The organism is Sporosarcina sp. YIM B06819, assembly GCF_033485175.1.
GTDB lineage: Bacteria > Bacillota > Bacilli > Bacillales_A > Planococcaceae > Sporosarcina.
In genome coordinates, this window is sequence record NZ_JAWLIQ010000008.1 from 73,759 (window position 1) to 97,975 (window position 24,217).

Consider the following 24,217-nt stretch of genomic DNA (forward strand, 5'->3'; position numbering starts at 1 on the left):
AATTCGTAACAATCTTTACACTTCCCAATTTTATAATTCCGATTTTTTTAGTGGAATACCGTTGCCTTTAACTAAAAGTATCCCTAAAATTCATTTTACAAAACCGAATGATTCCCTTTAAATCATGCACTATAATTACTTAACCAATAAAACTACTATATTTTTAAAATACTCAGATTATATACACATATTCGAACTATGTCATTAAATAAGTTTGAACATTTCCGTAAGATGTAGTACACTCAACTTAATTAAATTAATTTATTAACTTAGGGGGCACACACTTTGAAACCAGATTTACACTATGAATTCCAATCTATCTTCAATAGTACCGAAGCACCACGCACATTTTTTGCACCAGGTCGAATTAATCTAATTGGGGAACATACAGATTATAACGGCGGCCATGTCTTCCCTGCCTCCATCTCATTCGGGACCTACGCACTTGCACGCAAACGAGATGATCAGCGGCTACGTTTTTATTCGCTAAACTTTGCGCATACGGGAATCATTGAATGTGATCTTAGCGATTTATCTAATAATGAAGTACATGACTGGGCGAACTTCCCTAAGGGGATGATCAAATTCATGGGTGAAAGTGGATACGCGATTTCATCAGGAATGGATATTTTATTTTACGGGAATATCCCAAATGGTGCGGGACTTTCCTCATCAGCTTCTATTGAAATGGTCACGGGCGTGTTGCTAGAAGGACTTTTTGATTTAGATATCGAACGACTGCAGATGATTCAGCTTGGGCAACAAGTAGAAAATAACTATATCGGTGTCAACAGTGGCATCATGGATCAATTCGCCATTGGTAAAGGCAAAAAAGATCATGCAATTCTTCTAAACTGTCAAACGTTAGACTACCAGTATGCACCTATCCAGCTAAATGACCATGTCATTATGATTATTAATACCAATAAGCAACGCACTTTGGCCGGCTCAAAATATAATGAACGGCGCGCACAGTGTGAACAAGCTTTGGCAGACTTACAACAAGAACTTACTATTGAAAGTCTTGGCGATTTGACGAACGAACAATTTGAACAACATAAGCATTTAATTCAGGACAAAACAAACCGACAACGTGCCAAGCATGCTGTCTATGAAAATCAGCGGACACTAGAGGCTCTTCAACAATTGCAGCAAGGGCATGTTGAGGCATTCGGACGATTGATGAATGAATCCCATCAATCACTTCAACTAGACTATGAAGTGACAGGCATTGAACTGGATACAATCGCTCAAACAGCATGGGAGCAACCTGGTGTGATTGGCGCTCGTATGACTGGGGCTGGCTTTGGCGGTTGTGCAATTGCCATTGTCGAAAAAAATCAAGTTGACAACTTTAAGGATAATGTCAATCGCATCTATCATTCCAAAATAGGCTATGAAGCGACATTTTATACAGCAGCAATTGGTGACGGGGCAAGAGAACTTACTGAAGGAGTGCTTTAAATGAGTGTACTAGTTTTAGGTGGAGCAGGTTATATCGGGTCACATGCAGTCTATCAGCTAATTGACCAACAATCAGAAGTAGTAGTCATCGATAATCTACAAACTGGACATCGAGAAGCTGTCCATCCTGCTGCAACATTTTATGAAGGGGATATTCGCGATATTGCTTTTATGCGCAGTGTTTTTGCGAAGGAATCCATTGATGCTGTCGTTCATTTTGCGGCGAATTCACTTGTGGGTGAATCAATGGAAAAACCGCTAGAGTACTTTGATAATAATGTGTATGGGACACAGGTTTTATTGCAAGTGATGACTGAATTTAATGTCAAGAAAATAGTTTTTTCATCCACAGCAGCGACTTATGGGGAGCCTGAAGCTGTTCCCATTACGGAAGACATGCCAACTAACCCGACGAGTACCTACGGGGAAACCAAGCTGGCAATGGAAAAGATGATGAAATGGTGCGAGCAAGCTTATGGCATTCGCTATGTCGCCTTACGCTATTTCAATGTAGCAGGTGCACGTGAATCTGGAGAAATTGGTGAGGATCATCAGCCTGAAACGCATCTAGTGCCTATTATTCTGCAAGCGGCTCTTGGCCAACGCACACATATTACCGTCTTCGGAGAAGATTACGATACACCTGATGGTAGCTGTATTCGTGATTATGTACATGTAGAAGATTTGATCGAAGCACATCTCTTAGCCCTTCAGTACTTAACGAATGATGGGAAAAGTGATGTGTTCAATCTAGGGAGCAATCAAGGCTTTTCCGTTAAAGAAATGATTAACACAGCCCGAACAGTGACAAGCAAAGAAATCCCTGCAAAATCCGGTGAACGACGTGCTGGCGATCCAAGTATTTTAATCGCTAGTTCTGACAAAGCCGCTTCCATACTAGGCTGGAAGCCAACACGCACTTCGATCGACAAAATTATTCAAGATGCTTGGAACTGGCATGTCAATCACCCGAATGGTTATCAAAAGGACGTGACGAGCGGATGATTTACCAACAGATTACAGGACTTGTCCAACAAGCAATTGGTGCCGAGCTAATCGATGCGACTGATCGAATTTATGCAACGAATCAGGTGCTGTCCCTACTCCATCTCGAATCTATGCCTGTCATAATCGAAAATCCAACAGTGGATACGATTCCTAATATACTTGAACAAATCATTACCTATGCTGTCGAACAGAACGTCATCGACAACGTCTTTGATGATAAAGAAATCCTGTCTGCCAACATCATGAATTGCTTTGTGGCAAGGCCTTCTGTTATTAATACAATTTTTCAAGAAAAGTATCGTCACTCTCCACAACAAGCAACCGATTATTTTTATGAATTAAGTAAAAATAGCAATTATATTCAGATGAACCGTATCAAAAAAAATATCCAATTTAAAGCGGATACGATTTATGGTGAAATGGATATTACGATTAATATGTCGAAGCCTGAAAAAGACCCTGAACAAATAAAGCGTGAGAGCCTATTGAAGCATACGGTGGACTATCCAAAATGTCTATTATGCGTCGAAAATGAGGGCTATGCCGGTCGGACTGGTTATCCCGCCCGAGCGAATCATCGCATTATAAAAGTACCACTTGTCAATGAAAACTGGTATTTACAGTATTCACCGTATGTCTATTATAACGAGCATAGCATTTTACTAGCTGAGCAGCATCGTGATATGAAAATCGGGAAAGCAACTTTTGAGCGCTTGCTTGATTTTATCAGTAAGTTCCCACATTATTTTATCGGTTCAAATGCCGACTTACCAATTGTTGGTGGATCTATTTTAAGTCATGATCACTATCAGGCTGGTAATTACCATTTTCCAATGACCAATGCTGCGACTGCCTTGTCATTTGAACTCGACCAGTTCGCAGACGTGACAGCGGCTATTTTGGAATGGCCATTAACGACGATTCGCTTGCAGTGCGATGACACTAAAGTCTTGACTGAAGCGGCAGACCATGTTCTCACCACTTGGAAAAATTATAATGATGAACTAGCGAGTATCAGTGCTTTCAGTGGTGATACACCACATAACACCATCACGCCAATTGCACGTATGCGTGGCGACAAGTTTGAACTCGATCTCGTGTTACGCAATAATCGTACAACAGATGAGCATCCACTAGGCATTTTCCATCCGCATGCCGATGTCCATCATATTAAAAAAGAAAATATCGGTCTCATTGAAGTCATGGGGCTTGCCGTCCTACCTGCGCGGTTGAAAAATGAATTAGCGCAAATCAAGCAATTTTTGCAGGGGCGAACAAGTGATATCCCCTCTTACCATCAACAATGGGCGGAGCAACTGGAAGAAAAATATGGCTTGTTAACAGACACGGCACAAATTGATTCGATTTTAGAAAAAGAGCTCGGCGCTAAATTTGCCAAAGTGCTTGGCGATGCGGGCGTCTTTAAAGACATAGATGCGTGTAAACGGTTTATCAAGTCCATCAATCATGAGGTGGAGAATTAAATGCAAATCGAAACACAAAACACCGTTAACAACTGGAAATTATACACACTTACTAATCAGCATAATATGAGTGTTAGTGTGTTAGATTACGGCGGTATCATTACTGAAATAAACGTTCCAGACCGCCATAACTCGATTGAAAACGTAGTGTTAGGATTTAAAAGTCATGCTGATTATAAACAGAATCCCAACTTTTTAGGTGCAATCGTCGGTCGTGTTGCTGGAAGAATTCAAGGCGCTTCCTTTACAATTGAAGATCAAAGCTATTCACTAGAATTCAATGAAGGCGAGAATCATTTACATGGCGGTGCTAGTGGATTCCATCAAGTCGTCTGGGCAGCTAGCCCCTTTCAAACTAAAGATACGGTTGGTGTGACATTGACACATACAAGCGCAGACGGCGAAGGTGGTTATCCAGGTAAGCTGGTGGTTACTGTCACCTACACGTTGACCAATAGCAATGAGTTGATTGTTGATTATGCGGCTATATCTGATCAAACAACCGCCATGACATTGACCAATCATTCGTATTTTAATCTATCTGGCGATATGGCGCGGACGATACACGATCATCATGTCACAATGGCTAGTGACGAATTTGTTGAACTTGATAACGCACTCATTCCAACTGGTAACAAGCTTGCTGTCACAAATACACCGTTTGATTTCCGAAATGGGCGAAAGATTGCAGATGGCATTGACTCCACATTCCCACAAAATATTTTGGTGAGTCATGGCTATGATCATTACTTTATTTTAAATCCAAACCAAGCAGAAGCGATTCGTGTTAAAGATGAGATCAGTGGACGTGTGATGACAATCAAGACCAATCAGCCTGGAGTGGTGATGTACACAGCAAATGGTTTGACTGAAGGACTCGAATTGGCAGATGGCTTATCCAAACGATATGATGGGGTTTGTTTTGAAACACAGGCCTCCCCTGCTTCCTTGCATCATGTCGGTTTTCCAACCGTACTGCTAGAGGCACATGTACCGTATGACAAACAGACCGTATTTTCTTTTAGTATAGTAAGATAGCTCATTCTATTTAGTTGACCTCTCCCGAACTCATAGTTGATAATGAACATAGTTAAGGGGGGACTTTTTATGAGATTTGGTATCATCGGAACGAATTGGATTACAGACCGATTGATTACAGCAGCAAATGAACATCCTGAATTTAGCATTGGCGCGATTTATTCAAGAACTGAGGAAACGGGCAGAAGCTTTGCTGATAAATATGGCGCTCCAAATGTCTATACTGACATGGAAAAGATGTTTCAAAGTGGCGATATTGACGCTGTTTATATTGCCTCACCGAATGTCTTCCACGCAGAGCAAAGCATTTTAGCAATGCAAAACGGCATCCACGTTCTTTGTGAAAAGCCAGCAGTCACATCCGTCGAGGAAATGGACCAAGTCATTCAAGCTGCGAACCAGTACAAAACGACGTATATGGAAGCAATGAAGCCAACTGTGACACCAACATTTCTTAATTTGAAGCAGCATTTGCAGAAGATTGGTCCACTGCGTCGATTTGTTTTTCATTATAATCAATACTCTTCTCGCTACGATAAATTCAAGGACGGGATTATCGAAAACGCCTTCAAACCAGAGTTAGGCAATGGTGCCAAAACGGATTTAGGTGTCTATACGATTGCCCCGCTTATTCATTTAGTAGGCGAACCGAAGTCTGTATTGAAAAATGATTATTTATTATCGACAGGTGCAATTGGTCAAGGTAGTATGATTTTACAATATGATGAATTTGAAGCCGTTTTAATGTACTCCAAGATTTCTGATTCCTATTACCCAAGTGAAATACAAGGCGAAAATGGTGTCATTGAGATTGATAAAATCAGTGACCCTAGTCACATTGTCATTAGATATCGCGATGGACAAACTGAGGACATTTCTGTACAACATGATTACGATTCTATGTATTATGAAGTAGCGGAGTTTATCGCCTGTGTGAACAACAAGCAGATTGAATCTATGATTAATACGCATGACATTTCACGTAGTGTGGCGAAATTGTTGGCTCGCTAATTACCTCGGGTAACAAATAAAAAAGTCGTAGTGTATGAATGTTGAATTCATACATTACGACTTTTCAAATTATGCAACCATGATTCTATTTCCACATAACTGCTAGGAATGAATTATATCGAGTTAGTCATTCTGTAGCTGAGAAATTTGTTTATAGACGTCAACAACTTCTTTCGATATCCCCAGTTTATAACCCTCTGTCATGTGGCGGATGCGCTGCTTTTCATCAAGAACATAAACGACAGGAAATTCTCTTTCTACTTCAGTAGACGATTGTAAGTTTTGACTAATTGCTAACAGTGCATCATAGGTAGCTTTGTCCTTAAAGAAAGTAAGGTTGTTGGGAAAGTCCCCTGTCGAAGATAGCGAATGAACGGTGTCCCATTTTTCCTCACTCACAAAGCAGTTAATGCTTACATCCAATGACTCCCATTCTTCCTTCATTTCTCGAAATTCACGTAGTAAGTGTTTAGAAGGCTCCCGGTCTGGTTCAATCCAGGCAAAGGTTGTACCATTCACACCAGTAAAGTTAGTGGCCAGCTCGTTTTGTCCTTCCATTGATTCTACTTGGCAGTCAAGATTTGCTTGTGCAATAACTGGAACGTCAGCGACATGTTTCGGTAATGTCAATGGTACAGTGATGTCCTCTCCAGCCTTCACTTCAAAATAGCGGAGGCAAAGGAGGGCTGTTCCATCTGGTAATCGGGTACTTGTTGTGATCCGGTAATGCCCTTGAGGTAATGCCATTTGTTGCTGATTGCTGTCGTCAAATTTGTAAAATAGCGTTTGATACACACCTTTTGTAAAACGGGCAATCGTCAAACTTTTGAAATAGTTGCTGGCTTCTTCTGCCGCGTCATCATTTTCCCATAAAACGGTACCTGTTTGCTCTAGCGTTTCTCCCCCTGTGATTTGATCACTAAACTGGGCGTTTTGCCATGCTCCGTCACTGAAAAACTGTGGACGTTTATCGCTTGGCTCGAGACGCGCTGGAATACCTACACTTCTTGCTACTGCCACAAATAAAATGTCTCGTGATAGCGGGTCTGCCTTTTTCAGTTTAAAGCTTCCTTCGGGTGTAGCCGCGCCGCGATAATACGTCATATCTCGAATAACTTCGATTTCATTATCTAAGGTTTCTACTAATGAAATAGGATTCGCCAGGAACGACTGAATGTTATTTGCACCTAACTTTTCTATAAAATAAGTTCGAAAAGCTGTAATCATTTCAAATTCAACACGAGGACATAAAATATAGTCGGCAAACATCTCGTCATCCAGTTCCTGTTGAATGCTTTCTTTCACTTTCATCGCAGACTGTAGATGATCTGCTAACGTTGGACGAAATGTGTCCGTCATGTCTTTATCATTTAATACTTCCAGAAGTCGCAAGCTCCACTCCCCGTATTCTGTAGAGTATTCTCGTAAAAAGGCGGCAATCTCCTGGCTGTTTCCACGGGCATTTTTCAATACTTTCCATACCCTTGCAGTAGGTAGCATGCATTCACGGGCCACTTCTTCGGCATCTTTTTCCTGTAGGAATGTCGCTTCATAGTTCGCACGAATCGCCGCCCCTTGCTTAACTCGTTCGGCATGAAGTTCTTTTTCCTTTGTCGTCACTTTTATAGTCACATCATCAGGCATATCTGGAGGTGGAATCATCTTAAACTCAACCGCTGTATCAGAAGGAATTTCTGTAGTCAAGGCAATCGTTATTTCATCAGTTTCCTTTACACTGCATTTGGCAAAGCCCCATCCCGTAGAACCAACTGCGGAAATATAAATATCACCTAGTCCAAGCGTGACACTGGCTGTTCCAAGTTCATCCGTTTCCTTTGTTAAAATGGTGCCTAATGCTCCAAAGTTAAATAGTTGAAATTCCACCTTCGCATTCGTCGGTTTTCCTTCACAATCCGTAATTTGAACCTTAAGCTTTTTCGTGTCGGCATAGAAACTTGTTAAGTTCAACTCTGAATACCAAGGCTCCGCAAGCGTGACTTCTTCTGGACCGTTATATTCCGCGTTGATTCGTGTATGAATTAGCATGGCACGTTTAGCTGGTTTTTGGAACCAACCTTGATTTAATCTCGGCTCTGGTTCACACGCGCCCAAAAAGTGCCATTTTCCATCAGCCCACGCTTCCACCCATGCATGGTTTGAATCGGAATGAGCCCAAAGTGGCGTATAGACTTGTCTAGCTGGAATACCAATACTTCTTAAAGCCGCAACAGCTAGGGTTGATTGCTCTCCACATCTTCCAAGTGCTGTTCGAATTAAAGTTAGTGGAGAAACCGTTCGGCGGTCGTTTCCAATATAATTCGCTTTCTCATGACACCAATGATTGGTCTCCAAGATTGCCTCTTCCATTGACATCTCTTTTACACGTGGATAAATTTCTTCGAAAAGAAGCTCGCGAATATCTTCAATATTCTCGTTATTCACCCTGTAAGGAAGAACAAAATGAAGAAAAATAGATGAAGGAACATGTGCGCCCCAAGAAACAACACTTTGAATATTTAAGGTTTTTCTTACGTGTTCTAAGAATAAAGTACCGTCATAATCAGCCAAATCATTTAGTGGCATATAAGCAAATATATATTTGAGTGCTAGTTCTTCGTCTGCTGTTAGTACTTCATCGAAAACACCAAATAACTCCTTTCCTTTCGCTTTTGCAAATTCTCTTTTATATTGAAATTTCTCCTCAATTAATACTCTTGTATGTTCATCCAATGCAATAAATTGCGTAGTGTTGACCATTTTATGATTCCTCCCATACTTTCCCGTCTTCACGAATATAGATTTTTCGATTTCCTTCAGAACTTTGCAAAGATGCCAGGAATGTGCGTGATGTCGTTTCAATCGTAAAGCCTTCTGGTAGCTCTCGCACTAGTTCCTCCCCTATCTCAGTGGTAAAAGATCCATGCTCTGAAAAGTATTGTCTTTGCCAATAATAAACTTTACGAAGTTGCCATCTTCTAACTTCATCTTCTGAAATTTCCGGAAATTCTTGGGCTAATTTATCTGCAAAAAATACATAGCCCCATAGTTCTGGGTAATGCATGTTCACAATCCCCATTGGCGACCACACCCAATTATCTTCAGGGTAAGGCTTCCCAGTTGTCGGATTAATCTTTTTAACATATTGATCATCTTTGACTTCGACTTGCCACTGTACACGTGAGAAGTTTACACGCCAAAATTCGCCTGATTTGGGTGGACGCCCTTCTTTGGCACATTCCTTCAGTATGTTCCATGGCATTGCCACTTCAACACTCCATTTGCGGTTATCTTTCATAGTTGAGGGATCATTTAGTGTCCCATCAATGTGTACAGCTGTTTTTAGGCCACGAATGTCCCACCCATTGACACTTGGCCCACCATCACGATACGGTTTTACTAATAATAAATCCCACACTGTGTTTAGCGCATTTATTTCAAATTCGTAATAATTATGCGTGTCACCATCAGGATCAATAAAGATTTCAAAATCATTATCATGGAAGATAACAGATTCCCTTTCTGTCAGTGTCGCCCAAATCTCATCTTCTATTAACTCAGCACCGAAATAAAAGTACTCGTCGTCCCATAACATTTTTACTCGGGTTTGTTTCGTTGGTTTCGGCTTCGCATCCCCCTCGATATCAACGAAGTTTTCACTCCAAGGGGCTAATTGCCAAAATGGTTTGTCCAGCCTTCCATCCAGGTGTAGTGTGTCAGTTGTTTTTTGACACAGATAACGGTTCGGTGAATACGAAGAAATCATTGGTTCAGGTATCGCATTTTTCATTGTCGTCACGTCCTTTATATTACATGCATTAGAAAACCCTAAGCTTATCAATATTATAACAGTCATAATAAAATAATCACACAAATTATACTTTTGGAAATACTTCTGGAAATTGCTTTCTATTTGGGCTAACATAGTTTAGTATAAATGAAAATAATATACGACAAGGAGAATTCAGATGGAGAAAAAATATAAGGTAGTAGGGTATGCCGGGGACGGTTCTTTACCTAGTATACGTACGGAGGATGCTTTGAAATTAACGCATTTAAATGTAGCATTCGGCCATGTCATCCATGATCAAATTAGGATTGATCATTTAAAGAACCTAGATCGACTTGGTGAATTAAAGAAAATAAATCCAGACCTAACAATATTACTGTCAGTAGGTGGATGGGGTGCCGGGGGATTCTCGGAGGCGGCTTCGACTTTAGCTGGAAGAAAGCTTATGGCGGCTAGTGCTGTAAACATTTTAAAAGAACATGCTTTCGATGGCATTGATCTCGATTGGGAATATCCTTCTTATGGTGCAGCAGGCATACACTCTTCAGCTTCTGATAAAGAAAACTTTACATACCTGTTAAAAGAAATTAGAGAGGCATTGAATGACCTCGAAAAAGAAACAGGTCACTATTACCTTCTAACAATAGCAACAGGTGCAGATCAATATTACATTGAGGGTACCGAAATGGCTGAAGTACAAAAGTATTTAGATTACGTTCAGCTGATGACATACGATATGCGTGGTGGATTTCAAACATTTACAGGGCATCATACGAATTTATATACGCCTACGGGAGATCTTTTCAGAATTAGCGTCCAACAATCTGTTAACTTATTCATGCAGGCTGGCGTTCCACGTGAGAAGCTTGTAATCGGGGCTGCATTTTATTCTCGTATGTGGAAGGATGTTCCTGATAATAATAACGGCCTACATCAAATGACGGCAGGGTCAGGAGGTTACGGACCAGATTATTCCCAGCTCATAGAAAATTACATCAACGTCAATGGATTTACCCGTTTTTGGGATGATGAAGCGAAGGCACCTTATCTTTTTGATGGACATACTTTCATTACCTATGATGACGAAGAATCAATCCAACATAAATGCGAGTATGTAAGTAGAGAAGGACTTGGCGGCATTATGTTTTGGGAATACAAATGCGACAATACTTTTCGTCTCTTAGACGCTATGCATCAATCGCTGGATTAATTTTAAACCGTAGAAGAAAACAATCAGATTCGGCAACAATAGCAGACAACAAAGTGCCTCAGGAAATTTTGCTACTATATAGCAATTTCATTGGGGCACTTTTTATTGTAGGATCCGCCTGTTTGTGGAATGAAATATAAAACTTCATTTTACTTCTTCTAAAAAATTTTGAATTTGTTTAGGTGTTCTTAAAATGATAATTTGTTTTTCTTTAGATAATTGCTCTAGCTTCTTCAAAATTTCTGGTCTATTCGTCTTTGGATAATTCCATATCCATTTTAGAAAACCGAAGTCAAGCCTCTCCTCACAACCTGATCCCATATCTGGTCTAGTTTTATTTCTGTAATGCAACATTCTTTTTAAAACACGATAAACACAGATTATTTTATGAATGTCAAGAAATATTATAGTATCCGCTGCGGTAAGCCTTATATCTATTGTTCCACTATAATTGCCATCAATAACCCATTTTTCTTTTTTCACTAATTCATTTTGTACTTTTCTTTGCTTATCCTTTGGGACTCCAATCCAATTAGGCTTCCAAAAAAGTGCATCAAGATGATAAACATTTAATCTAAGTTTGCTTCCTAATTGCCTAGCCAATGTTGATTTCCCAGAGCCACCTGAACCAATAAGGACAATTTTTTTCATGAGAACCTCCTAAAAAATCCTATATTCTTTTATTTTCCAATCATCTAGATTTCTCACTTGCATATTGCAAGGACTCGTCTAGTAATGATGCGCAATAAGATAAATGAAAATAGTGTGGCTAGAAATGATTTCGTCATTTCTAGCCACACTTACTCTTCTATTATGATATAGAATTCTTTATTTCAACACATACAATTAAGTTTATTTAGAACTGGAACAAAATAATTGTCTTTTACGCCTGCACAGACTGCTGCTGAAACAATCCATCCGGCCGCATGGCTTTCAATTGTTTTTCGTATAAATCACGGTATAATCCGTCCTGCTTTAACAATTCACTATGGGAACCTTGTTCAACAATTCGTCCTTCATCCATCACTAATATTTGATCCGCACGGACAACCGTTGCTAAACGATGGGCGATGATAAATGTCGTACGGTTTTTCATCAACTCTTCCAACGCCGCTGTCACATTTTCTTCTGAATCTGCATCTAACGCAGATGTTGCTTCATCTAATATAAGAATACGTGGATTTTTCAATAATGCGCGGGCGATTGCAATGCGCTGTTTCTGCCCCCCCGATAATCGTACCCCACGTTCGCCTAACATCGTTTCATATCCTTTTGGCCAAGCTTCTATGAATTCATGGGCATAGGCCGCCTTCGCAGCACTAATCACTTCTTCATGCGTCGCATTGGGTTGTGCATAGGCAATATTATCAAATACCGTGCCCGAGAACAGAATATTATCTTGTAACACAAGAGCAATTTGTTCGCGAACGCCCGTGACATCATAATCCCGCAGATCAACATTATCCAACAAAATACGACCCTTATTCGGATCATAAAAACGCGGAATCAAATTAATCATCGTTGACTTCCCTGAACCACTTGGCCCGACAATTGCGACAACCTCTCCTGCTTTTGCAACAAACGACACATCACGCAATGCAGTAGTCTCCTCTACTTTAACAGGCGGCAATGGTGGAGCTGTTCGTGGAGAAACCCAGTAAAATTTCTTATCTGGCTTAAATTTTTCAATGACATCTGGATCCCCATCCTTATCCCGACTTTTCGGTTGTTCTTCTCGTTCAATTACATATGTGAATGATACAGACTCAAAGACAATCTCTCCACGAGACTCATCCAAAACAATCGCATTTTGTTTACTTTCAATATCTGGGTCAATATCAAATACTTCAAAAATACGTTCAATATTGGCCATTGAGTTTTGAATCGTAATATTAATATTCGCGAATTGCTGAATCGGTCCATACAGTTGCATTAAATATTGCTGGAATGCAATCAATGCCCCAATCGTAAAATGACCGTTCAATACAAACATACCACCGATAAACCAACTAATTAAGTTCCCAGTGTTATTAAATGTCTGTGTGATACTACCGAGTACGTTTGATAAAACATGGGCAGACATCGCATAGTCATAGTGATGTTTGATTTGTTTCTTAAAGCGCGACATTTCCTCTGGTTCACGATTAAAGGATTGTACAATTTTCATGCCTGAAATCCGCTCAAACAGCACACCAGAAATTCGTCCCATTTGTTTATGGACAGAACCCCAAGCAAATCGAATTCGTACGTTTAAATTAGCAAATGTTAAGTAGTAAAGCGGTAAAATCCACAATGATAAAAGTGCTAACTTCCAATTCAAACTAAACAATAAAATCGCCGCAAAAATAATCATAAACAAATCAATAACGAGGTTGATCACACCGCCCCTAACCAAGTTCAATGCACCATTGACATCATTTTGCACTCGCGAGACAATCGTTCCGATCTGACGGTTGTCATAATACTGTGGTGATAGCTTTTGCAAATGTTCGTATAACTGTTGTTTCATATCTAATGCCATTTGATTCCCTAAACGATCTGTAATATAGTTCCGAATGAAATTAATCACTACACCAAAAGCAAAGACACCAGCCATTACAAGTATGACTTTTTCTAAAGACCAGAATCCCTTGTTCCCCGGTAGCACATCATCAATTAAAATTTTTGTCATCCATGGAATTGCCAATGGAACAGCAAAACTCATGATACCTAATACAATAATAGACACAATAACAAAACGGTATGGCCTCACAAATTTCCAATATCTTTGTACCAAAGCTTTTTGATTAGCCCGTTTATCACTTTCCATCTTCCCGCCCCTTTTTATAAATCGGAATTTTTCAAACAAATAGTATTCGTATTAGAGTATAGCGTCATGAAAAGGTAAATAACAGCAATAAGTCCTAAATATAACGATATTTTAAAATTATTATTTTATTAAATAAATTCCTTCATTTCACACTACCTTCACATCATTTCGTATAAAATTAATTTCGTGTAAACTTTTAATAGAATGGAGATTAGTAATGAATAGACCGGCGAAAGCACACCAACCAACTATGTATGGCTACAATGCAAATGAGCTGAAAAACTGGAGCCCAAGCACAGATAAGTATGCCAAGTATTGCCGCTCCAGAGTTCCTTTAGCAAATCGGATTCCAGCATTTGCAGCAACTCAAGCAAATCCAACATTAAGCGCTGAACCGCAAGTCATGAATTTATCTGCTGACTACGATAAAGATTCAACCGGTTTCAAATACAGTGATTCTTTTTGCAGAAATTTACTTAAGTTTTGGCAATACACCGATTTATATGGCGCTTGGCAAGGACTACCCATTGAAGGTTCGCCAACAGATGAACTGATCTATGGCGTTATTAATTTACCTAATCCGGCTTATACGGATGCAGCGCATCGCAATGGTGTACTCAGCCTCGGGTGCTGGTTTTGGCCACGACAGGAGAACTTCTCCGAATTAGTAGAACAATTACCAGATGGGTCCTTTCCAATTGCAGACAAGATGATTGAAATGGCATTATACTTCGGCTTCGATGGCTATTTTATTAATCAAGAAGATACAATTTCAGAAGAAGATTCTCATCAATTATTAAAAATGATGCAATATTTCCATGAAAAAGCACCTGCCTATTTCCATTTGCAATGGTACGACACCATCCTGATTAACGGGAAACTACGTTATCAAAATCAATTTAATGAGCAAAATGCACCATGGCTCCAAGATGAGGCAGGTAACACAATTATCGATAGTATGTTTATTAACTATGCGTTTAATGAAGAAAGAATCTTGAATTCCCAAGCATATGCTAAAAAAATCGGGTTGGATCCTTACCGTACGCTCTTCCCAGGAACAGAGAATGATAAATATGGCTATAACCCACCTTACGACACACGTTTGATATTCCCCGAAAACGAGCCTGCACGAATGGGCTGGGGCTTATTTGGTACGGATTTCGTCTGGAATCGCTATTACAATAAATTCGATCCCAACGATCAAGAGGAGGTGTATACGAGAGAGAAACGCTATTGGTCAGGTCCATTGGAAGATCCAACTGATCGAATTGGAAGGACTTTGTACAAACCCTATAAAGACCCTTTCCACGCTGTGGATCGTGAGGAATATCGAAAATGGGATGGTGTAGCGCATTATATTCCTGAACGATCAGTGATTGGCTCCTATCCTTTTGTGACGCGTTTCAATACGGGGCATGGTAAAAAGTTCTTTTTAAACGGACTGCTTGCCAGTGATAAAGAATGGAATAATGCTAGCATCCAAGATATCCTCCCGAGTTGGCAATGGTGGATCCAACGATTCGACGCAAACCATCAATCGCTAGACGACACAGTAGCCGTCTCCGAACGCCCACTTCAACCGAGTTATGACAATAACATCGCGTATGATGGTGGATCGTCGCTAAAAGTTTCAGGAACTTTACAGCAATCTGAAACAACTGAGCTAAGACTATTTAAAACGCAACTTGCCGTTGACCTTGATGTCAAGTTAGCTCTTACTTACCAAACAGTGACAGCAAATGCCGACTGTCGTATGGAAGTAGGACTACTATTTGAAGATAATCCAAGTCAATTTGTCTGGCTAGCGGTTGACGACAGCCCGCATAGCAAGTGGCAAACACAGACGTTCTCTCTTGACGCCTATACAGGTAGAACAATTGCGACCATAGGCTTACGCTTTGCTTCTACTACCGACTCGGCATATGAAGTGCTCATTGGGGAACTAGCCCTCACACAAGAAATTGCAACTTTTCCACAAGCTCCTACAGGATTTACAGTGGATGAAGCCCATTTCGAAGACAACAGTGCTACGCTATTTTTATCATGGGACTTTACTGACAAGGATATCTGGTTTTATGACATCTACCGCGTGCTGGCGAATGATGAAAAAGAATTCGTTGGTCGTATATATGATGAAGTCTATTACGTCAAAACGTTGAACCGTCTAGCTGACAAAAAGACTTCTACACTTCAGCTCGTTGCTGTAAATGTTGATGGTGTCAACAGTACGCCTGTCATGATGACATTTCAATGGCCAGTTGAATAATAACACACATACCCAAAAGCCCCTCGGTATCTTTTGAACCAGGGGCTTTGTCACGTCATAAGCAATAGAATAGTAGGTTTCAAATCGCTTTGGATCCTTTAATTGCTTAATTTTCGTTCAATATTCGTAAACGCCATATTGGCAATTAACATGAAAACAATTGCAAATGAGCTGATACCCATTAATATAAATACTCCTGGCACAAGCAACATGAGGTAATAAAAAGAAATGATCGTTGTCAGTAGACCGACCACATGTAGGGGGTGCATCACGGCAATCGCCACCGCATGCCTAATGACTTGTAGTAAACGAACATCAAAATGAACATACACAGGAATAATAAACAAACTTGTCACCGCATACAATAGCGATAGTGTAATAAGAATCGCAATGGAGATGATTGATAATGCCCCAGCAAAATTATTCGTAAGATTAAAATAATAGTATAGACTAAATCCTAACAGAACAATCCACCAACCAAGTATATTGGCTTTAAAAAATGATTCCTTATACATTTTTTTAAAGGTTGTAAATACCGGAAAACCCGTCCCTTCTCGAATCCATTTTCTTGAAATACCAAACATCGTAAACGTCGCTGGAAAGACACCCCCTACAACAATTCCTAGTAAACTGAAGGCACCCCATAAGAATTGCAGATAAAGAAGCCTAGTAATCCAGTTCATCACATCCATTAGTTTTCCATCAATCTTAAACATATCTACCCTCATTTCAAAATAATCCAAAATAGTAAACCTGTGAAAATGAACATTTTCACAGGTTTACTTGGTGTGTTAATTGCTATAAAAAAATGATTGGTGCATTATTCAGATTCCATTGCTTTCCTCACATTTTCTTCCGCTTCTTCTTGTAGTATACGCAAGAATTCATTGATATCTTTACCAGATTCTACGTATTTAATAGGTGCAGTCCATAGTACGCCGTCACCATAACGTGCTTTTTTAGCTGGACCCGTTGCATATTCATTTTTAAAGAGTGCAGCCGTATTTTTGCCGGCTAAGTTTTCATTTTCTGTACCAAATACATCGTGAACTTCTTGATTCACTAAAACAGAAGCCCCACCAGCTTTAGATACTCCCATTTGATATTCATCAGATAGCAAATACTTAACAATCTCCATTGTAATTTCTTTATGCTCACTTGGCGCTGTAATTGCATAACCTCCAGCATTTGGTACAGGGTTCAAACCTTCATAACCTTTCCATACTGGATACGTTGCAATATCCACGTTATCAGTTCCTAACCAACCGTAATGCGTTGCAGCTGGTGCCATTGCGATATTCCCTTCACTGAACAATGAACCCCAGTTATGAAGTAAGCTTGCAGGTTCACTTGCTGGGTAGTTTCCTGGAATAGCTACAACATCTCCAACGTACTCAAGGTGTCTACGGTAAGCTTCAGATTCCGCGATCAGTACTTCGTTTGTTTCAGGGTCAATCGAGTTCTGGCTAAACTGTGTATACGCATCATAAGGAACATCTAGATCCAATCCGCGATACTGAACTCCACCTACTTCACGTGTTAATTCTTTCGCAAGCTCTAGCACTTCTTCCCAAGTCAATCCATCAGCTGGATATTCAACACCAAGCGTGTCAAATACATCTTTGTTGTAATGCAATGCCCATGTTGGACGTGCGTTAGGAAGGATGTATAAGCCATCTTCTTTATTTGGATCTTGGTTACGTGCATATTGAACAATAGAAGGCTCAAGTCGATTTAAATCAAAACCACTTTCTGCGATTAAATCGTCCATGTTATATGCTAGTCCAAGGTTATTTAAAAAGTTCGCATGTGTCACTAACCCCATTGTGACAATATCAGGGCTTTTCTTTGCTGCAATTAGTTTCTCTAAATCTTCTGGATGGTCAGTTCCAGCTTGTTGTACTTCAATCGTTACATTCGGGAATTTCTCTTTTAAATCTTTCCCGATACCATTCCAGAAGTGATCTGCTCCCCATTGGTGAGCCCATCGAATCGTAACTTCTTCATCTAAGTTCACTTCTGGTTTGTCAGCAGATTCTTTTTCCGGCTCTTTTTCTGTCCCTTTTTCCTCAGTATCTGATCCGCTACATGCTGCAAGCACTGATAGCGTGAACACAGCTACAAGTAACATCAGCCAAAATTTAAAGTTCTTTTTCATTACTAAAACCCCCTAATTAAATTATAATTTCGCATTCGTGATACTCCTAGCTTAACAACGCCACGACCTATGAAAGGGTATCACGCAGTACTGGGCTTTCCAACTTATGACCCATGCCGGGAAGCTTTCTTCAACCTTGGTGAATGAAGTGTACTGAAGTTGTTGTACAATACAACGATTCACTTTATGCACAAAATGCAAAAAAGCGCTTACATTTCGTGCTGAGCAAAAAAGACAATTCTTATTAATTCCCCCCTTATTACCGGTCTTCTTCATATTAATCGCAATCGCTAGTCCATAGGCCAATAGGTAAATAGATAACTAGTTCAAGTGCTTGTATATATAATCTCACAAATGATATGAATTTGGTGTGAAGGTTTATCTATTCCAAAAACAATCACTATTCTAATTATAGTGATGAATCTCATTAATTACTGGCTTGAACAACTATTCTACCACATAAAAAGAAGTAGGCTCCATTGAACCTACTCCCAATAAATAATCGTGATAAAGGTTTTCTATAAGGCTTATCACGGGAGGCATCCCCAAGCGACAAGCGTTGGTGGTAAGATTTTCACTTCACCGTTAATAGAAATAAATCACATGACCTTCAAAAGTTTACGCAAACAATGCCTTTATAGAAATCGGACGCTCCCCTTTCAATTGACAAAGAACTGTCATCAATAGCAACTGGATAGCTGTCATCACATAAGCATAAATAACTGTCAATCCAATAACTGCGATTGGTGACCAAAAGTAGTGGAGTACAAAACTCAACAAACTTGACACAATATACATCACTAACACAAGTAACAAGCTAATCAGGATTGATTGCATTAAATAACTACGACTTTTCTTAAGTGCACCTGTGATTCCGACTCGATCAACCACCATGGTAAATTCTAAGTAAATATAGATAATTCGAAGGGTAATGAAAAAAACTAACGAAGCGAATACGCCAATGATCCCAAAAAATAAAGCTAATAAAGCCGTAACGCCAATTTTCCCAAAAAACAAAATAACTTCCAAAATAATAAACTGAATCCAATTTCTCAACCCCATACTAACCAACGCTTTAAAACTAAATGCCCTGTTCTCCACAATTGCAGCTAAGTATCCGATATAACCACCTTGTAGAAAAGCCCCCAGAATAATAGCTGTAATAGTTATCACTAACGCAATAGGGGGAATTTCGACAGGAATACTTAAAAAACCCATATCATTAATCAGTAATGGAATATTTGATAGATGACTCACAGAAGGTATCCCCATCTCAAGTATCATCCGTATCGATACTAAATCCTTTCCGTAAAATCCTACTAATGATATTCCAATCACTAAAGCAATGACGTCATATAAGATTGGATATAACAGGATAGTCGCATTACGATTTAACTTCTTACACGCATCAATAACAATCGCGAAAACCTCCCTAGTTGATATGTGTAGTTGCTCGATGGTCTCGTTACTTTATATTCAAGGGGATCTTCACTGAAAATTTGGAGCCTTCCGCCAGCTTACTTTCAATAACTATATGCCAACCATGCGCTTGCGCTAATGCATGGGATATATTTAAGCCAATCCCTAGCCCTCCATTTTCACTTGTTCTGGACTTTTCTACCCGGTAAAATCGATTGAATACCAATATTTGATCCTCCTCCGATATACCAATGCCATTATCCTCACAATAAAAAACGATTTCATCTGAATTTATTTCTACTCCTATTTCAACTGTTCCTCCCTCCAGTGTATATTTGAGTGCATTTGAAATAAGATTGGTAATGACCTGTACAAAACGATCTGCATCTAATTCAGCTACACATGGCTTATTGGGAAGCTTCAAGTACAATTTAATATTCTTTTGTGCCGCCACGAATAAAAATCCATCATATGTACCTTTGATTAAAGGAATAATGTTTACTTTTGTGATATCCAATCCAAACCGTGCACCTTCTGCTTCCGAAAGATCTTGCACATTCAAAATCAAACGTGATAACCTATCAACTTCTTTATAAATTTTTTGCAAGTTTTCAGTACTAGTCGGATAGACTCCGTCGATGATTGCTTCCATCATCAACTGCACGGATGTCAGTGGTGTCCGTATCTCATGTGTTAAATCTTCCATCATCTGCTTTCGCCAATTTTCCATATTATTAAACTCAACAAGCACACTATTTAAGCTATCTACCAAATAATCCATTTCCAATGTTCCACTTTTCGGCACATGAATATCTCGCTTCCCCTGTAATACAGTTAGTGCGGATGTCACTGTCGGTTTCATAGATTTTGAATAAATTTTAGCGATGATCAAACTACTTACGATTAAGACGAGCATCGTAACGTTGGCAACAATACGCCATTGATTGTCTAAACTATTTTGAAACTTCCTTAAGGAAGGCGACATTTCTAACGATTTTATGTCATAATATGCCCTTAAATAACCAAGTAGTTTGCCATTAGAAATAATTGGTGCATCCACATAAGAAACATTATTTATCGTTGAAGTGTTGAAAGCTGTTTCATGTATTTTCTCTTCCCGCTGATGATCTAGTATTTCATATCGAATAGAAAAACTTTTCGCAAGATTATCGAATAATGTCATATTTTCTTTCTCATCCAAATCCCCTACGATATTCGAGCCTAAAAAGGAACTCAATCTATAGGTTTGTTCTGTATAATACGCCATTTTATAATCTTTTAATTGTTGATCAGAATAAATAGCATGAGTGATATATAGAACGCCTGCGGTCAACGTTGCCATACAGAGTAAAATTATGCAAAACTGGACACTTGCTTTTTTAAAAAAAGGTTTAACCGACATGGACTCGATCCGCTTCAACATTAAATTGGTAGCCCGCTCCAACCCTCGTAATAATATATATCGGATTTTTCGGATCTTTTTCGATTTTTTTACGAAGGTTTTTAATGTGAGCATCCATTGTACGCCCATCCCCAATATAACGGTACCCCTGGACGTGATAGGATAAATCCTCCCTACTTAACACTTTTCCTGGTTTTTTTAACAGTGCATCGAGTAATTTAAATTCTGTTAACGTTAGCCTAACTAAATTATCGTCAACAAAAACTTCTTTCGATTCAAAATTAATGACGAGACTTCTACGGTTAAAACTCATAATCGGTTTCGCTTTTTGCGTGAACATATTAACTCTTCTTTGTAGCGCATTAATACGAGCAAGAACTTCCTGAATTCTAAAAGGTTTCGTTATATAATCATCTGCTCCAATATTCAGTCCTTTAATCATGTCCTCTTCCCTTGACTTTGACGACACAATTAGAATAGGTACATTTGACGTTTTTCTGATTTCTCGACATACTTCTTCCCCTGATAATTTAGGAATCATTAAATCCAAAATTACTAAATCCACTTTAATTTTTTGGGTTTTATTTAAAGCATCTACACCGTCGCCAGAAGTTAATACATCCCAACCTTCTTTTAACAAATATGACTTTAGAACATCCCGGATTGAAATTTCATCCTCAACAAGTAGAATACGCATAATTGGCCCCCCTATGAATAATTATTACTATGTAGTATAGAGTTAACAGACGACAACCTGCTTACGCACTATTCGTTTACTTTCTCAATGAACTTATTTAATGAAAGCGACTTTTTTAATAAGCATATTGGCATTAAAATGAAATCGATTTCATTCATCAATAATATAGTTCAATATGTTGCAACTAGAGAAACAATTGTCATTTATAAAATAAATCTTAGCACGACAATTAGTTTTTGTCCAATCATTTTATCAATATTTTGATATTTCAATTATACAGAATATCCAGAAAAACTTACTATATATATAAACAGCACAGCTAGTTGTTATGGCTATACTCTCTTAGACTTGACGATTACAAGAAAACAATCCGACTGTTAATTTCCCTGTTAATCATGCAACAATGTTCCTTAAATGATATTTAATTCATTATAGTAGAGTTAACTATTTTCTAAAATCATGCCCATTGATTTACTAAATCTAAACAGTAAAAGACGATGGAACATTCAAGTAGTGAATGTTCCGTCGTCTTTTGTAACTCGAATCATTTGTCACGAAAATATAGCGATTATTCGACTAGCCCTGTTCTTTCAACACCTTCTACAAAGTGTCTTTGGAATACCAAGAAAATCAATAATGGTGGTAAGATCACCAAGAAACTCGCTGCCATTTTAATAGCCCCAGCATCTTGAGATGAAATTTGTTGCGTTTCAACAAGACTTGTAATTAATTTATCTAATTGCAATGTTTCACTTGCTAAAGGTAGGAATAATGAATCCGACAAAAACATCTGCGGGAAATACGTATCATTCCATGTCCAGACAAACGAAAACAGAAACACTACTAATATCGCCGGTTTTGCCAATGGAAGCATTACTTTAAAATAAAATTTAAAAGCGGTTGCCCCATCAATTTTGGCAGCTTCCTCTAACTCTTTTGGCTGCGTTGCAAAGAACTGACGGAAGATAATAACGAATAATGCACCTTTAACTCCAAACCCTAAGATAGATGGGATGATCAACGTGACAATCGAATTATTCAACCCTAGATTCGTATACGCAATAATCGTCGGTAAAATAATTACTTGTGGCGGGATAATAAATGCCAACAACAGTAATCCAAAAACCAACTTCTTAAAAGGAAACTGCAATCGTGCAAGCGCATATCCCGCTAGTCCACATGAAATTACGTGAAAAACAGATGTAGACAAAGCAATGACAAGACTAACCATCACAGCTCGTGGATAGTTCAGCATCTCCCACGCCGTTTGCAATTGTCCCCAGTAAATCTTAGTTGGAATCCAAGTAACTGTTGGATTCATCAGATCGCTTGTTGACATAACCATATTGACCATCATTTTGATGATGGGGTTTAAAAATATATACGAAGTTGCTATAAAAACAACGTATAAAAAAATCTTAAAGAGAAGCCCCTCATTTACTTCCCTTCCAAGAATCATATACTTCGCCGTTCTTGCCTTGTCAGTATAATAATACTTGTCTTTCGGACTTTTATCCTTTATAAGTTGCTTGCTCATCTTTGACGGATGATTACTTTCTACTGGTTGGATATCAGTGCGCATATTCACCCCTCCTTAACTTTTTGCTAATCTTTGAGTTTTGTTTACCTTTATGAATGTCAATAATACGAGTAGTAAAAACACAATAATAATCACAAAATAGATCCAAGAAAGTGCACTACTGTAGCCGTAATTACCTGTTCCTATTAACTTAATGACGGGGTTAAATGGAAATGTAAACATATCAACAACTGTGTAAATTAAATTTAATAAAATAAATGGTGACATTGCAGGTAATGTGATTTTCCAAAAAATTTCCCAAGGTGAAGCTCCATCAATCCTGGCAGATTCATAAGCCGAAATGGGAATGGTTTGTCGTCCTGCTAGGAATATTAAAATTTGAACCCCAGAGTACCATAACACCAACACAAAACGATTCAGCAACGTTTTAATAGGCTGCCCCCATGAACTATCACCTAAGAAGTCATCTAAGTATGCCCCTAATGCAAAACGTTCAAGGAAGCCTAGACTTCCTTCCCCTTGGTTAACGAATTCAGTTAAAAGATACCCTGTAGAAAAAATAACAGGCAAGAAGAAAATTGCTCGGAACATAAATCTTCCACGTAGTTTTTGGTTAAGTGAAATCGCAATAAGGAATGCAAATATAATAATAATTGGAACCATGATTACGACTTCTTGGAAATAAGGAATTAATTTATCATAAAACTCTGAGCTGTTAAATAGAATTTCGCGATAGTAATTAACGCCGTTAAAATCGTACTGCATGCCACTAGGCAATACTTTAACTTTATGAAAACTCATAAATAATGAAAAGCCTAGCGGAAAGGCTAGAAAGACAAGGAACCCAATTAGCCAAGGTGCGATAAATAACATTCCTTCTAGGTTTCGCGCTAGTTTCGGACTAAGTATTCTCCTTTTTAGCAT

At 38.9% G+C, this 24,217-nt stretch carries 18 protein-coding genes; 7 read left to right on the plus strand and 11 right to left on the minus strand.

Annotated features, from left to right (window positions below; genetic code table 11):
- The first annotated feature begins 285 nt into the window (after positions 1 to 285).
- From R2B72_RS06675 to R2B72_RS06695, 5 genes are all read left to right on the plus strand, one after another.
- Positions 286 to 1,464 (plus strand): galactokinase, encoded by a 1,179-nt coding sequence (locus R2B72_RS06675; RefSeq protein ID WP_318615638.1) that lies wholly within the window; start codon positions 286 to 288, stop codon positions 1,462 to 1,464.
- Entirely contained in the window at positions 1,465 to 2,469 is a 1,005-nt protein-coding gene (gene galE, locus R2B72_RS06680) for a UDP-glucose 4-epimerase GalE (protein WP_318615639.1), read from the plus strand.
- Complete coding sequence (locus tag R2B72_RS06685; RefSeq protein WP_318615640.1) at positions 2,466 to 3,956, plus strand: UDP-glucose--hexose-1-phosphate uridylyltransferase; 1,491 nt, start codon at positions 2,466 to 2,468, stop codon at positions 3,954 to 3,956. Before galE ends, R2B72_RS06685 begins: the two co-directional genes overlap by 4 nt.
- Positions 3,957 to 4,994, plus strand: coding sequence for an aldose epimerase family protein (locus tag R2B72_RS06690; protein WP_318615641.1), 1,038 nt, complete (start codon positions 3,957 to 3,959; stop codon positions 4,992 to 4,994).
- A gap of 69 nt (positions 4,995 to 5,063) precedes the next feature.
- Complete coding sequence (locus R2B72_RS06695) at positions 5,064 to 6,005, plus strand: Gfo/Idh/MocA family oxidoreductase (RefSeq protein ID WP_318615642.1); 942 nt, start codon at positions 5,064 to 5,066, stop codon at positions 6,003 to 6,005.
- Positions 6,006 to 6,128: 123 nt separating this feature from the next.
- On the opposite strand, the gene R2B72_RS06700 is transcribed toward R2B72_RS06695, so the two are convergent.
- A complete protein-coding gene (locus tag R2B72_RS06700; protein WP_318615643.1) occupies positions 6,129 to 8,762 on the minus strand; it encodes a transglutaminase-like domain-containing protein in 2,634 nt (877 codons plus the stop codon).
- Between the two features lies 1 nt (position 8,763).
- A complete protein-coding gene (locus R2B72_RS06705; protein ID WP_318615644.1) occupies positions 8,764 to 9,792 on the minus strand; it encodes a carbohydrate-binding family 9-like protein in 1,029 nt (342 codons plus the stop codon).
- A gap of 178 nt (positions 9,793 to 9,970) precedes the next feature.
- Between R2B72_RS06705 and R2B72_RS06710 the strand changes: the two genes are divergently transcribed.
- Positions 9,971 to 11,002 carry a glycoside hydrolase family 18 protein gene (locus R2B72_RS06710; protein ID WP_318615645.1) on the plus strand — a complete coding sequence of 344 codons (1,032 nt, stop codon included), beginning with the start codon at positions 9,971 to 9,973 and terminating at the stop codon, positions 11,000 to 11,002.
- Positions 11,003 to 11,146: 144 nt separating this feature from the next.
- Here R2B72_RS06710 and R2B72_RS06715 read toward each other — a convergent pair whose 3' ends face one another.
- Positions 11,147 to 11,653, minus strand: coding sequence for a DNA topology modulation protein (locus R2B72_RS06715; RefSeq protein ID WP_318615646.1), 507 nt, complete (start codon positions 11,651 to 11,653; stop codon positions 11,147 to 11,149).
- 232 nt (positions 11,654 to 11,885) lie between these two features.
- A complete protein-coding gene (locus R2B72_RS06720; RefSeq protein WP_318615647.1) occupies positions 11,886 to 13,811 on the minus strand; it encodes an ABC transporter ATP-binding protein in 1,926 nt (641 codons plus the stop codon).
- Between the two features lie 217 nt (positions 13,812 to 14,028).
- On the opposite strand from R2B72_RS06720, the gene R2B72_RS06725 reads away from it, so the two are divergent.
- Positions 14,029 to 16,077 (plus strand): endo-beta-N-acetylglucosaminidase, encoded by a 2,049-nt coding sequence (locus R2B72_RS06725; RefSeq protein WP_318615649.1) that lies wholly within the window; start codon positions 14,029 to 14,031, stop codon positions 16,075 to 16,077.
- 98 nt (positions 16,078 to 16,175) lie between these two features.
- Here the strand turns inward: R2B72_RS06725 and R2B72_RS06730 are convergent, their stop codons facing one another.
- The 7 genes from R2B72_RS06730 to R2B72_RS06760 form a co-directional block, all read right to left on the minus strand.
- Positions 16,176 to 16,793 (minus strand): YesL family protein, encoded by a 618-nt coding sequence (locus R2B72_RS06730; RefSeq protein ID WP_318615650.1) that lies wholly within the window; start codon positions 16,791 to 16,793, stop codon positions 16,176 to 16,178.
- A 104-nt stretch (positions 16,794 to 16,897) separates the two neighbouring features.
- Positions 16,898 to 18,235 carry an ABC transporter substrate-binding protein gene (locus R2B72_RS06735; protein ID WP_318615652.1) on the minus strand — a complete coding sequence of 446 codons (1,338 nt, stop codon included), beginning with the start codon at positions 18,233 to 18,235 and terminating at the stop codon, positions 16,898 to 16,900.
- A gap of 618 nt (positions 18,236 to 18,853) precedes the next feature.
- Complete coding sequence (locus tag R2B72_RS06740) at positions 18,854 to 19,492, minus strand: hypothetical protein (protein ID WP_318615654.1); 639 nt, start codon at positions 19,490 to 19,492, stop codon at positions 18,854 to 18,856.
- Positions 19,493 to 19,700: 208 nt separating this feature from the next.
- The gene (locus tag R2B72_RS06745; RefSeq protein ID WP_318615655.1) at positions 19,701 to 21,077 is read right to left on the minus strand and encodes a sensor histidine kinase; all 1,377 of its coding nucleotides are present in this window, start codon (positions 21,075 to 21,077) and stop codon (positions 19,701 to 19,703) included.
- Positions 21,046 to 21,753, minus strand: a complete 708-nt coding sequence (locus tag R2B72_RS06750; protein ID WP_318615656.1) for a response regulator transcription factor — start codon at positions 21,751 to 21,753, stop codon at positions 21,046 to 21,048. The genes R2B72_RS06745 and R2B72_RS06750 overlap by 32 nt, the downstream gene beginning before the upstream one ends.
- 568 nt (positions 21,754 to 22,321) lie before the next feature.
- Entirely contained in the window at positions 22,322 to 23,335 is a 1,014-nt protein-coding gene (locus R2B72_RS06755; protein WP_318615657.1) for a carbohydrate ABC transporter permease, read from the minus strand.
- A gap of 12 nt (positions 23,336 to 23,347) precedes the next feature.
- Positions 23,348 to 24,217 carry a sugar ABC transporter permease gene (locus R2B72_RS06760; protein WP_318615659.1) on the minus strand — a complete coding sequence of 290 codons (870 nt, stop codon included), beginning with the start codon at positions 24,215 to 24,217 and terminating at the stop codon, positions 23,348 to 23,350.

What these genes read in the sequence shown, in the direction of transcription:
- R2B72_RS06700 (WP_318615643.1), bottom strand. Translation starts at nt 8,762, where the DNA reads ATGGTCAACACTACGCAATTTATTGCATTGGATGAACATACAAGAGTA.
- R2B72_RS06750 (WP_318615656.1), bottom strand. Translation starts at nt 21,753, where the DNA reads ATGCGTATTCTACTTGTTGAGGATGAAATTTCAATCCGGGATGTTCTA.
- R2B72_RS06710 (WP_318615645.1), top strand. Translation starts at nt 9,971, where the DNA reads ATGGAGAAAAAATATAAGGTAGTAGGGTATGCCGGGGACGGTTCTTTA.
- R2B72_RS06735 (WP_318615652.1), bottom strand. Translation starts at nt 18,235, where the DNA reads ATGAAAAAGAACTTTAAATTTTGGCTGATGTTACTTGTAGCTGTGTTC.
- R2B72_RS06755 (WP_318615657.1), bottom strand. Translation starts at nt 23,335, where the DNA reads ATGCGCACTGATATCCAACCAGTAGAAAGTAATCATCCGTCAAAGATG.
- R2B72_RS06705 (WP_318615644.1), bottom strand. Translation starts at nt 9,792, where the DNA reads ATGAAAAATGCGATACCTGAACCAATGATTTCTTCGTATTCACCGAAC.
- R2B72_RS06725 (WP_318615649.1), top strand. Translation starts at nt 14,029, where the DNA reads ATGAATAGACCGGCGAAAGCACACCAACCAACTATGTATGGCTACAAT.
- R2B72_RS06715 (WP_318615646.1), bottom strand. Translation starts at nt 11,653, where the DNA reads ATGAAAAAAATTGTCCTTATTGGTTCAGGTGGCTCTGGGAAATCAACA.
- R2B72_RS06745 (WP_318615655.1), bottom strand. Translation starts at nt 21,077, where the DNA reads ATGTTGAAGCGGATCGAGTCCATGTCGGTTAAACCTTTTTTTAAAAAA.
- R2B72_RS06760 (WP_318615659.1), bottom strand. Translation starts at nt 24,217, where the DNA reads ATGCTAAAAAGGAGAATACTTAGTCCGAAACTAGCGCGAAACCTAGAA.
- R2B72_RS06690 (WP_318615641.1), top strand. Translation starts at nt 3,957, where the DNA reads ATGCAAATCGAAACACAAAACACCGTTAACAACTGGAAATTATACACA.
- R2B72_RS06695 (WP_318615642.1), top strand. Translation starts at nt 5,064, where the DNA reads ATGAGATTTGGTATCATCGGAACGAATTGGATTACAGACCGATTGATT.
- R2B72_RS06730 (WP_318615650.1), bottom strand. Translation starts at nt 16,793, where the DNA reads ATGTTTAAGATTGATGGAAAACTAATGGATGTGATGAACTGGATTACT.
- R2B72_RS06685 (WP_318615640.1), top strand. Translation starts at nt 2,466, where the DNA reads ATGATTTACCAACAGATTACAGGACTTGTCCAACAAGCAATTGGTGCC.
- galE (WP_318615639.1), top strand. Translation starts at nt 1,465, where the DNA reads ATGAGTGTACTAGTTTTAGGTGGAGCAGGTTATATCGGGTCACATGCA.
- R2B72_RS06720 (WP_318615647.1), bottom strand. Translation starts at nt 13,811, where the DNA reads ATGGAAAGTGATAAACGGGCTAATCAAAAAGCTTTGGTACAAAGATAT.